The organism is Prevotella intermedia ATCC 25611 = DSM 20706 (genome assembly GCF_001953955.1).
Taxonomy (GTDB): Bacteria; Bacteroidota; Bacteroidia; order Bacteroidales; family Bacteroidaceae; genus Prevotella; species Prevotella intermedia.
In genome coordinates, this window is record NZ_CP019301.1 from 163,230 (window position 1) to 175,275 (window position 12,046).

The following is a 12,046-nucleotide window of genomic DNA, read 5'->3' on the forward strand; positions in this document are numbered from 1 at the left end:
ACATTATGAAACGACATATCAACATACTGCTATCCTTTCTGCTACCGCTTGCAGCGTTGGCACAGCACGTTCGTGTGGCAGCACCGCGACAAGTAGAGGTAGGAGAGCAATTCCAAGTAGAGTATATTATTTATACTGAAGATGTAGAAGAACTGAAATTGGGCAAGATGCCGCACGGTATCGAACTGTTGGCAGGTCCTTATCGTACTTCGCAAAGGAACTTACAGATGGTGAACGGCCACATGAGCAGTTCGTCGTCAGAGTCGTACACCTACGTCTTCATGGCAACAAAGCGAGGCAATTTCAATATTCCGCCTGCACGGATTATCGTGAAAGGTCAGACATTGGCGTCTACACCGGTGAAGATAACGGCTGCGGGAAATGCCAATATTAGTCGTTCGGCACAGTCGAACGGTGGCGGAAGGCAGGACATAGCGATTACCCGCCCCGAAGTAAAGACCATTGGGAGCAAGGATTTGTTCGTCAAGGTAACGGCAAACAAGCGCACCGTGCACGAGCAAGAACCAGTGTTGCTTACCTATAAGGTATATACGAACGTGAACTTGGTGCGTATGGCAGGCAAGATGCCTGATATTAAAGGCTCTCATGTGCAAGAGATAACCCTGCCGCAACAGAAGGTTTTCCGCACCGAAAAGCTGAACGGACGCACCTATCGCACCACCACTTGGAGCCAGTATGTAGTCTATCCGCAGGCAACAGGCAAGCTTCGTGTGCCTTCCGTAACCTTTACAGGACTTGTGCGCCCCAATATTGACGACTTCGACCCCTTTGCTTTTATGAACGATGGGGGCGATATACAGAAGCAGGTAGAAGCAGAAGGCATCGCCATCGACGTGCTGCCACTGCCCCAAAAACCCACCGACTTCTCGGGTGCAGTGGGCAAACTCAACATCAAGGCACAGCTGAACAAGACCGATGTAAAGGAAGGCGACCCCGTAAACCTGCGCATTGTCATTGCAGGTGTGGGCAACCTGAAGCTTATGCGCCAGCCCACAGTAACGTTTCCCGACGGTTTCGACGTCTACGACCCTAAGCTATCAGACAAGACACACCTCACCGCCAACGGCGTAGAGGGCAGTATGGTCTACGACTTCCTGGCTGTTCCACGCAAGGAGGGCAAATATACGGTGCCACCTGTAACCTTCGTTTACTTCGACACGGCTACCAAATCGTACAAGACTTTGCGCACACAAGCGTTCAAAATCAACGTGGCTAAGGGCGACGGAACAACGCAAAACGTGGAAGCTTTCACCGGAAACGGCAAACAGGACATACGCGGACTGAAGACAGGAGCAGAGCAAATGCTGGCTGAAACAAACTTCTTCGGCTCGTTCGGCTATTGGTTCGTGGCACTGTTGCTTGTCGCCGTGTTCGTCGTTGCCCTCATAATGCTGCGCAAACGTGCCAATATCCGTGGCGACATAGCCCGCCTGAAGGGCAAGAACGCCGAGCGTGTGGCACTCAATCGTCTGCATAAAGCCAAGGTATTCCTTGAGATGCGCAAGGCAGAAGACTTCTACGACGAGAACCTGCGGGCACTTTGGGGATACGTCAGCGACAAGTTGAACATTCCCGTAGAGCAGCTCTCGCGCAACAATGTGAAGGAAAACTTTGCCGAATTGGGCATCGACGGCAGCGTGATAGACAAGTTCATAGCCGCTTTGGACGAATGCGAGTTCCAGCGTTATGCACCCGGCGACGAGCGTGGCAATATGTCGCTGACCTACGACGCGGCGGTGAAAGCCATTACAGACATAGAAGAAGCAATGAGAAACCAACGCACAAAAGCGACTGACAAGGGTAACGGCACTACATTCCTGCTGCTGTCTGCACTCGTTTTCGCCCTTTTCGCCCTGTCGCAGCACGCCTCTGCCGTTACGATGGAGGAGGCTGCAAAGGCTTACAACAAAGGTAATTACCAAGAAGCGATAAAGGATTACCAAGCACTGATAAAGCAAAAGCCATCGGCACCCCTTTATTACAACCTCGGCAATGCGTACTATCGCAACAGCGACGTTACGCAAGCCATCATCGCTTACGAACGTGCGCTGAAACTTGCGCCCAGCGACGAGGACACACGCTACAACCTACAGCTGGCTCAAGCAAAGACCATCGACCGCCTGTCGCCCGAATCCGACGTCTTCTTTATGCGATGGCTGCACGCCGTAGTCTATGCTATGAGCATCGACGCATGGGGCATAGTAAGCTTGGTGGTACTCTTTTTCAGTCTTGCCTTTGCGCTGATGTACTTCCTTGCCACCACCATATCGAAGCGCAAGGTGGGCTTTTTCGCTGCTTTTGGTTTCCTTTTGCTCTTTGTGCTCTGCGTTGTCTTTGCCAAAATGCAGCAGAACGAAAAGCGAAACTGCAATCAAGCCATCATCGTTGCCTCCATTGCCACCGTGAAAGCAACCCCCGATGCAAAGGGCGAAAATGCCATTACGCTGCACGAAGGCACGAAGGTTGAAATCGTAGACAGCAGTATGGACGACTGGAAAGGCATACGCCTGCCCGACCAATCGACAGGCTGGATACCCGCAAACCAGTTAGAAGAAATATAAAAACCGAAGATACAATGGATTTGTTCACTATCATCGAATACGACAAAGCCTTGCTGTTGGTACTCAACGGCAGCAACAGCGCATTCCTCGACCACGTAGTACTCGTGTTCACATCGGGTCTTACGTGGATTCCCATGTATATATCCCTGCTCTATCTCGTAGTGAAGAACAACGAGAAGTGGAGCCGCATCTTTCTCATTGTGGCTGCTGTGGCTGCGTGTATGCTGCTTTCCAACGGCATAAACGGCGGTTTGGTGAAACCATTGGTCGGTCGTCTGCGCCCATCGTTCGACCCTTCGCTGGCAGACAGCATATCGTTGGTGAACGGTTATACGGCAGACGGCTTCAGCTTCTTCTCCGCCCACTCCTGCAACGCCTTCACCGTGGTAGTGTTCTTTGTGCTTTTGGTGCGCAGCCGTGTGCTTTCCACCTTCCTCTTCGTTTGGGCGATAACCGTTGCGTGGACGCGTCTGTACCTCGGCGTGCACTTCCCAACCGATGTTCTCATGGGTACGCTGGCTGGAATAACCATCGCTTCGCTGTGCTACTTCGGCTACAGCAAGATAACAAGGCGTGTTGCGCCCATATCGCCCTATGTTACAGACCAATACACACAGACGGGTTACAGTCTGAAAGATATAGATGTTGTGCTTGCAACAATCGTTTTAACCTGCATTTACTGCGTCGTGCGTGGTGTGATAGAAGCAGGATTATAACCCCCAACAACATGTTAGAAAAAACAAGACATATTAAAATATCGGATTACGACTATCCGCTGCCCGACGAACGCATCGCAAAGTTCCCACTCGCACAGCGCGACCACAGCAAACTGTTGCTCTACAAGCATGGCGAAGTGGGCGAGGACGTGTTCTGCAACCTGCCCACCCACCTGCCCAAAGGTGCGCTTATGGTGTTCAACAATACAAGGGTGATACAGGCACGTATGCACTTCCGCAAGGAAACAGGTGCGCTCATCGAGATATTCCTTATGGAACCTGCACAGCCTACCGACTACGAACTGATGTTCCAGACCAATGCACGGTGCTCGTGGCTCTGTATGATAGGTAACCTGAAGAAGTGGAAAGAGGGCACGCTGAAACGTTCGTTTGAAATCAACGGCAACACGCTGGAACTCACAGCCACCGTAGACCGCACGAAGGCGAATGCGGCAGCAGCGGGCGGAACCAACCATTGGGTAGACTTTGCGTGGGACAACAGCAAGGTGTCGTTTGCCGAAATACTCGAAGCAGTGGGCGAGTTGCCCATACCGCCCTACCTGAACCGCAACACCCAAGAGAGCGACAAGCAGACCTATCAGACCGTTTATTCAAAGATAAAAGGCTCGGTGGCAGCACCTACGGCAGGTCTGCACTTCACTAACAAGGTGTTGGCAGCACTCGACGAGGCAGGCATCGTCCGCGACGAACTCACCCTTCACGTCGGCGCAGGCACCTTCAAGCCCGTAAAGAGCACCGAGATAGAAGGGCACAACATGCACACCGAATACGTGGTGGTGCATCGCCACACCCTCGAAAACCTGCTTTCGCACGGCTGTTCTGCCATCGCCGTGGGCACAACCAGCGTGCGCACGCTCGAAAGTCTTTACTATATGGGCGTGAAGTTGGAGCGCAATCCGCAGGCTGCGGAAGACGAACTGCATGTTTGCCAATGGGAACCTTACGAGCAGGAACACAATGCCGATGGGCTCGTCATCGTGAATGGCACTGCCGTAACTGTAGAACGAGCATTGCAAAATCTGCTTGCCTACTTGGACAGCAATGACTTGTCGGCTCTCCATTCCAGCACGCAAATCATCATTGCGCCAGGCTTTAACTACAAGATAGTGAAGATGCTCGTAACCAACTTCCACCAACCGCAGTCTACGCTCCTGCTTCTTGTGAGCGCATTCCTCAAAGGCGATTGGCACAAAGTGTACGACTATGCCCTCGCAAACAACTTCCGCTTCTTGAGTTATGGCGACAGCAGTCTGCTCATACCGTAGCTTTGTCTGCGGATAGAAACAACAGAAAAAGGGCAAAAATACAATACAGAGTCAGTAAAAAAACATTACAAGGATACGAAAAGATAATTATCTGTCAATCAGATGTTTACAAAGGCGTTGTAAAAGCGGTTGTTTTGCAATGCGAAAGCGTAGGTTTTGCAAGGCAAAACAGCCGCTTTTACCGTGCAAAACCTACGCTTTTGAAATGCGATAGCGAAATTATGGTTTTTTGTAAACATTTATTACAGCAATCGAAGTAAAAGATAAAGAAAATGAAAATAGGCGATAAGGTTAGATTTTTGAGCGAAGTTGGAGGTGGCACCATCTCTGGTTTCCAAGGCAACAAGATAGTTTTGGTGGAAGACGAAGACGGTTTTGAAATTCCTACGCCCATCAACGACGTGGTGTTGGTGGGCAACGACGATATGTCGGAAGCCAAGATAAAAAGCTTGGAGCAGACAAAGCAGGAACAGGAAGAAGGCAAATCGAAGTCGATAAAAGCCCGACTGAGCGACCACGCCGATACGGTAGTCGACGAGAAGTGGGACGAAGTGGAAGAGCCAGACTACGACCCAGCAGACAATTTCATTCCGCAGCCACGCGAACGAGAGGGTGGCAACACGCTCACGGCATATTTGGCGTTTGTTCCGACAAAGCTCCGGGAACTGAACAACACCGATTTTGAATCGTATATGGTGAACGACAGCAACTATTATATACATTATATATATATGGTGGGCAACGGAAAAGAGTGGCGTTGCAAGTCGGTAGGCGAGATAGAACCCAACACGAAGGTGTTTATGGAGCAGTTTGCCTACACCGATTTGAACGACCTTACCGAAACGTGCGTGCAGCTTTTTGCCTACAAAGCCGACAAACCGTTCGAGCGGAAGCCCGCACTCGACACGCGAATCCGCATCGATGCCACGAAGTTTTATAAGCTGAACACTTTCCGTGAGAACGATTTCTTCGACTCGCCCGCACTGCTTTACGCCATTACCGAGAAAGCAAAGGTGGAGGAAACACACATCGAGCCGAAGTTGGAACTGCCCAAGAAACTGCAGGGCAGCAACACCAAAAATGTGGTACCACAACCACAGCCAGCCCGAAAATCATTGGAACGGAGGTACGAAAACAACCAAAGTAAGGCAAAACATTCCAAACAAATTCTTAAAAACGATAAAATTGTTGTAGATTTGCATGCTGAAGAGGTGTTGGAAACCACCGCAGGTATGTCGGCGGGCGATATCTTGGAATATCAGATGGGAATTTTCCACGCCACTTTGGAACAGTATAAGAACAAGAACCAGCAGAAAATAGTCTTTATTCACGGTAAAGGCGAAGGCGTTCTGCGCCGTGCCATACTCCGCGAACTGAACTATCGGTACAAGAAATACCAGTTCCAAGACGCGTCGTTCCGCGAATACGGCTACGGCGCAACGCAAGTAACAATAATAACCTAATATAGATTTTTAAGAATGAAATACGGATTTATCAAAGTGGCTACGGCAATACCTGAAGTAAGGATTGCAGACACTAAGTTTAATCTTGAAGCTATTGAAAAGCAAATTGTGATGGCTGAGGGGCAGGGGGTTGAGATAATCGTCTTCCCAGAGTTCTGTATTACGGGCTATACGTGTCAGGACTTGTTCCGCCAACAATTGTTGCTCGACGACTCGGAGCACGCTATGATGATGTTGCTCGACTTCACACGCCAGCTCGACATCATTGCCATTGTCGGCATTCCTGTGTGCGTCGGTCCATTGTTGCTAAACTGTGCTGCCGTGGTTCAGCACGGAAAAATCATCGGAATCGTGCCCAAGACCTATCTGCCGAACTATGCAGAGTTCTACGAAAAGCGTTGGTTTGCATCGGCACGCGACCTTTGTCCAACACAAATACACTACGCTGGTCAGACCGTATTGGTTACGCCAGCACGTCAGATATTCCGTACAGCCGACGGAGTGAAGTTCGGAATCGAAATCTGCGAGGACATCTGGGCACCCATTCCGCCAAGCAATGCACTCACATTGGCAGGCGTAGAGATTATGTTCAACCTTTCGGCAAGTACCGAACAGATTGGTAAGCACCGCTATCTCGAGGCTTTGCTGGCACAGCAGAGTGCCCGTACCATCTCGGCGTATGTGTATAGCAGCTGCGGTTTCGGCGAAAGCTCGCAAGATGTAGTGTTCGGTGGCAATGCCTTCATATACGAAAACGGAACCCAGATAGCCGAGGCTGAACGCTTCTCGCTCGACCCACAACTCATCATAGGCGAGATTGACATAGAGAAACTGCGCTCAGAGCGTCGCTCGAACACCACCTTTGCGAATGCACAGAAGGATATGTATGTAGACCCAATCGGCGGTGTGCTGCCCGAAAAGACCTACGTAAACTGTTTGCCAAAGGAGAATACGGAACGCGAATTCACCCTTACACGCAGGATAAATCCACAGCCTTTCATTCAAAGCGAGGATATGGAGGCTGCCTGCGAGGAGGTTTTCAACATTCAGGTAACGGGCTTGGCAAGGCGATTGCTACACACCAACTGCAAGACCATCGTAATCGGCGTGAGCGGCGGACTCGATTCTACACTCGCATTGCTTGTCTGTGTGCGTGCTTTCGATAAGCTGAAGTTCGACCGCAAGGGCATTATCGGCGTTACGATGCCAGGCTTCGGTACGTCAGAACGTACACACAGAAATGCCATTGCACTTATGGAAGAGTTGGGTGTGGAGATAAAAGAGATAAGCATAGAGCCATCGGTGGTGCAGCATTTGAAGGATATAGGGCACGATATAGACGTTCACGACTCTACCTACGAGAATGCACAGGCACGCGAACGCACACAAATCTTGATGGATTTGTCGAACAAATACGGTGGAATGGTTATCGGAACGGGCGACCTAAGCGAACTTGCGCTCGGCTGGTGTACCTACAACGGCGACCACATGAGTATGTATGCCGTAAACGGAAGTGTGCCCAAGACACTTGTGCGCCACCTCGTTACCTACGTTGCCGACCTTTCCGACAACGCCAAAGTGGCAGAAGCACTGCACGACATCGTGGCAACACCGATTTCGCCAGAGCTTACTCCTGCCGACGAAAAGGGCGAAATACAGCAGAAGACGGAAGACATCGTTGGCCCATACGAGTTGCACGACTTCTTCCTCTACTACTTCCTGCGCCACGGTTTCCACCCATCGAAGATTTATTACCTTGCAGGAAAGGCGTTCGAAGGCAAGTACACAGGCGAGGAAATAAAGAAATGGCTCTACACTTTCGTAAGTCGCTTCTTCAAACATCAGTTCAAACGCTCGTGTCTGCCCGATGGTCCGAAGGTAGGAACGGTGAGTCTGTCGCCCCGTGGCGATTGGCGCATGCCGTCAGATGCCAACAGCACCAACTGGTTGGCAGAGATTGAGCAACTCTAAAACAAACGTTTTCGCCAAGTCGGATTGTGCAATGGCAAACGTGTTTGAGCATTGCCACGACCAGAAAACGCACCTCTTGAGGAACGAAAAAGAATGAAACGAATCCTTTTCACATTCCTATTACTCTTAATTGCCATATTGGGGAAAGCCCAGTATGGCAATTATGTCCAATTAACGGCAGTAGAATTGTTGCAATATCAGCTGCAAAAGACACGCAAGCAGCCCGCAACGCCACCCTTCCGCCGCTACGGTCTGCGCCGCATACGTGCCTCTAAGTACCTCGACGACAGCGACCCACGCCACATTTGGGGCTGGCATTTGCAGCCCAACGAGCAGTACGAAGCATCAGAACCCCTCTATAAACTCTTTCAAAAGGGCGACCTTTCCTCGCTCGGAATCATCGACACGCAAGGCGCAGGCATCGAAGTCGTGTTTTGGGACAAGACCTATTATCGCCGCTTTTCGCAGCAACTGCGCAACATAGGTTTCATTCTGAGCAACAGTCCTGCAGCCACGAACGTGCTGCAATTCCGCAAACCCGACACCACCGTGCGGGTAGATGTTACCATTTGGGCTGATATATACATCTTTAAAATAGAGTAGGGCGCACCACTTGGTTTGCTTTGGTAGCACCTTTTCCTCTCCTTTGCAACCCTTTTTCCTTGCATTTATATAGAATTCCTAGGAGAACTAGAGTTTTCTAGAATCTCTAGCACAACCCCCGAAAACACCCTTAGCTTTGTAAATATAATTCGCAGGAAAAACGGTAATTTCGATTTGGCACTGCGAAAGCGGCTGTTTTGCAACGCAAAACCTACGCTTTTACCGTGCAAAACAGCCGCTTTTGGAATGCAAAACAATAGGTTTTGCAAAGCGTTGAAAGCAAGATAGTTATGCAATAGTTACGCCTGTGAAAAATATTTACACTTTTATAATCTATTTTCCATATAACAGGCAGCATTAAAAGTCTATATGTTGGGAGCGTGAAATGTTCACGCTCCTATTTTTTTATCACTTACTTGGCAATGCCGTGAATGTGGGGTTGCAACATAAGCACATAATAGACACACCACAATATAGCAACTATTGGCAGGAAAAAGAAAAACATTGAGGGAATATTTGAGCGTATGGCATAAAAGCGTTACCTTTGCATAAGATAAGCTGCACTCGAACATTCAAGAATAAATTCTTACGTTACTCGTTGGCATTATCTTTGCATAAGATAAGCTGCACTCGAACATTCAAGAATAAATTCTTATGTTGCTCGCTGGCGTTATCTTTGCATAAGATAAGCTGCACTCGAACATTCAAGAATGAATTCTTATGTTGCTCGTTGGCATTACCTTTGCATAAGATAAGCTGCACTCGAACATTTAAGAATGAATTCTTATGTTTCTCGTTGGCATTATCTTTGCATACGCTAAAAAAATCAATATTATGACCTTGTAATAAATAAGGTAGAAATTTATTTTAACTTCTCAAACGCCCGCGCCTCCGACACGGCGTTGCTCTGAAAGAGTTTCAACAGGGAGGCACAAGTAAAAACAATGATGACAAACTTATTAAGAAACAGCTGCGCAACGTTCGTGGCGTTGTTCATTGCAATGTTTGCCCTGCCCACCACGACGCAGGCGCAAATCGAGTACAACCTTGCGGTTGGTGGCAAGGTGGTAACTTCAGATAACTGCAAAGACCTCTCCGAGATTGACGGCGTAAGCGGAACTGTAAACTACGAACCTAAAACCAAAACGCTAACACTGCAAGACGCAACGATAGAAGGCGACATTATGTACGCCATATCTTCAGACATCTACGGTCTGAAAATTAAAGTCTTGGGCACCAACAAGATAACTGCACAGGCTTATGGAATTATCTTCTCAAGACCAACAAGTATCATAGGCGACGGAACACTCGAGATAGTAGGTAGCGACGAAAGCGGTATCAACACCAGTGGCAACACGCTCACCGTCGAGGGCTGCACTCTGAATGTCAAGGGAGGAAAGTTTGGCATTAGAGGATATGACGGTAATCACGGCGAAGACATCACTGTCAAGAACGCCAAGATAACCGCAGAGGGCACAAGTGAAGGCTCTATCGGCAACATAGCATCGCTCGCTATGGAAGGCTGTGCCATCATCGAGCCTGCTGGAGCAGCGTTCGACGAATCTTTGCACGGCGTTGCACTGAACGGAGCGTTGGTGAAAGACAAGGTAATTATCGCACCAGCTTCGGCACCTGTTACCGAATACGAACTCATTATTGCAGGTACAAAGGTGAACGATAAGAACTGTGGCAACCTTTCTGAGATTGAAGGGGTGAAGGGAACCGTGAAGTACGACCCTGAAACCAAGACCCTAACACTCGAAGATGCTACGATAAATATCGAAAAAGAGGATGCAATTTACTCTGTAATCGACGGTTTGACACTCAAGGTTGTTGGTAACAACACGCTGAAAGGCACCAATACAGCCATCGGTTTCCAAAAGCCAATGACCATTACAGGCGGCGGTACGCTCAATGCAGAGAGCACTAAAGAAACTGCTATCTACGCTGTCGGTACTTCTCTTGTTATCGAAGATTGCACCATAAATGCGAAAGGATTAGCCTGTGGCATCTCTGGAAATGACGGAGAGAATAGCGAGCAGCTCACCATCAAGAATGCCAAGGTAACTGCCGAAGGCAAAGAGGGAGGCTCTGTATGCGACTTTGTTACCCTCACGATGGAAGGTTGCGTTATCACCGAACCTGTGGGAGCAGCGTTCAACGAGTCGTTGCACGGCGTTGCACTGAACGGAGCGTTGGTAAAAGACAAGGTTGTCATTGGTCCTGCACCAGCACCTATAACCGAATACGAGCTTATGATTGCAGGCGTAAAGGTGAACGAGAAGAACTGTGGCAACCTTTCTGAGATTGAAGGCGTGGACGGAACAGTGAAGTACGACGATGAAACGAAGACCCTCACCCTCGAAAATGCTACGATAAATGTAGGAGAGAAGAATGCCATCTTCTCTGTAATCGACGGTCTGACAATCAAGGTTGTCGGCAACAACACGCTGAAAGGCAGCGAGGCAGCTATCGTCTTCTCAAAGCCAATGACCATTGCAGGTGGTGGTACGCTCAACGTGGAGAGCACCAAACAAACAGCTATCAACGCTATTGGTACTGCTCTCACCATTGAAGATTGCACCGTAAATGCGAAAGGATTGGACTGTGGTATCTCTGGAAACAGTGGAAAGGACGAAGAGAAGCTCACTGTCAAGAAAGCTACGGTAAGTGCAGAGGGCACAAACTTGGGCTCAATCTGTAACTTGGCAATGCTCACCATGGAGGGTTGCGCCATTACCGAACCAGTGGTAGCTGAATTTGACGAATCGCTGAAAGGCGTTGCGCTCAAGGGAACATTGGTAAAGGGCAAGGTGGTGATAACCAACGGTGCAACAGCTATCGGCTCATTGACAACCGACACAGCCACTGCAAAGCAGGGTATCTACACCCTTAGCGGTGTCCGTCTTTCTGTTGAACTGAACAAACTGCCAAAGGGCGTGTACATTGTAAACGGCAAGAAGGTAGTAAAGCAATAAGAACAGTTTTGTAAGGGCGTACATTATTGCGCCCTTTTTCCCCTCACGGGGAAGACGAAACTAACGGAAATCCCCTTACTCGGAATTGGTCGGGTGAGGGGATTTTGTTGTTTTTGCATCGTTACGCTTGTACGGTTGTTTTGTAAAGATAATTCTGACGAAAAACGGTAATTTCGATTTGGCGTTGCGAAAGCGGCTGTTTTGCAACGCAAAACCTACGCTTTTACCGTGCAAAAGAGCCGCTTTTGGAATGCAAAACAATAGGTTTTGCAACGTATTGATAATTAGGTTGTTATGCGATAGTTACGCTTGTGAAAAATATTTACAGTTTTATAGTCTTATTTCTGCATATTGAGCAAGGAATAGAAGCGGAATAGAGGGAGTGGGCGAGGAGGTTTTCTGTTCGGAAGAGGATAGGTTCCGATAGGTTTCTATCGGTTTGTTGTG

General features: G+C 48.9%; 9 protein-coding genes. 7 read left to right on the forward strand and 2 right to left on the reverse strand.

From position 1 onward, the window contains the following. The first annotated feature begins 5 nt into the window (after positions 1–5). From BWX39_RS09290 to BWX39_RS09315, 6 genes are all read left to right on the forward strand, one after another. Complete coding sequence (locus BWX39_RS09290) at positions 6–2,582, forward strand: BatD family protein (RefSeq protein ID WP_028906382.1); 2,577 nt, start codon at positions 6–8, stop codon at positions 2,580–2,582. A gap of 14 nt (positions 2,583–2,596) precedes the next feature. After that, the gene (locus BWX39_RS09295) at positions 2,597–3,298 is read left to right on the forward strand and encodes a phosphatase PAP2 family protein (RefSeq protein ID WP_028906383.1); all 702 of its coding nucleotides are present in this window, start codon (positions 2,597–2,599) and stop codon (positions 3,296–3,298) included. Between the two features lie 11 nt (positions 3,299–3,309). Beyond that, positions 3,310–4,584 (forward strand): S-adenosylmethionine:tRNA ribosyltransferase-isomerase, encoded by a 1,275-nt coding sequence (locus tag BWX39_RS09300; protein ID WP_028906384.1) that lies wholly within the window; start codon positions 3,310–3,312, stop codon positions 4,582–4,584. A gap of 272 nt (positions 4,585–4,856) precedes the next feature. Next, entirely contained in the window at positions 4,857–6,047 is a 1,191-nt protein-coding gene (locus tag BWX39_RS09305; RefSeq protein ID WP_028906385.1) for a DUF2027 domain-containing protein, read from the forward strand. 15 nt (positions 6,048–6,062) lie between these two features. Then, positions 6,063–8,018 carry an NAD(+) synthase gene (locus BWX39_RS09310; protein WP_028906386.1) on the forward strand — a complete coding sequence of 652 codons (1,956 nt, stop codon included), beginning with the start codon at positions 6,063–6,065 and terminating at the stop codon, positions 8,016–8,018. 93 nt (positions 8,019–8,111) lie between these two features. Further along, positions 8,112–8,621, forward strand: a complete 510-nt coding sequence (locus tag BWX39_RS09315; RefSeq protein ID WP_028906387.1) for a hypothetical protein — start codon at positions 8,112–8,114, stop codon at positions 8,619–8,621. A 65-nt stretch (positions 8,622–8,686) separates the two neighbouring features. Here the strand turns inward: BWX39_RS09315 and BWX39_RS12605 are convergent, their stop codons facing one another. Then, positions 8,687–8,917, reverse strand: a complete 231-nt coding sequence (locus BWX39_RS12605; protein ID WP_076123391.1) for a hypothetical protein — start codon at positions 8,915–8,917, stop codon at positions 8,687–8,689. Positions 8,918–9,565: 648 nt separating this feature from the next. On the opposite strand from BWX39_RS12605, the gene BWX39_RS09325 reads away from it, so the two are divergent. Beyond that, positions 9,566–11,599 (forward strand): hypothetical protein, encoded by a 2,034-nt coding sequence (locus BWX39_RS09325; RefSeq protein WP_147285773.1) that lies wholly within the window; start codon positions 9,566–9,568, stop codon positions 11,597–11,599. A 75-nt stretch (positions 11,600–11,674) separates the two neighbouring features. Here BWX39_RS09325 and BWX39_RS12610 read toward each other — a convergent pair whose 3' ends face one another. After that, the gene (locus BWX39_RS12610) at positions 11,675–11,884 is read right to left on the reverse strand and encodes a hypothetical protein (RefSeq protein ID WP_076123393.1); all 210 of its coding nucleotides are present in this window, start codon (positions 11,882–11,884) and stop codon (positions 11,675–11,677) included. Positions 11,885–12,046: the final 162 nt, after the last annotated feature.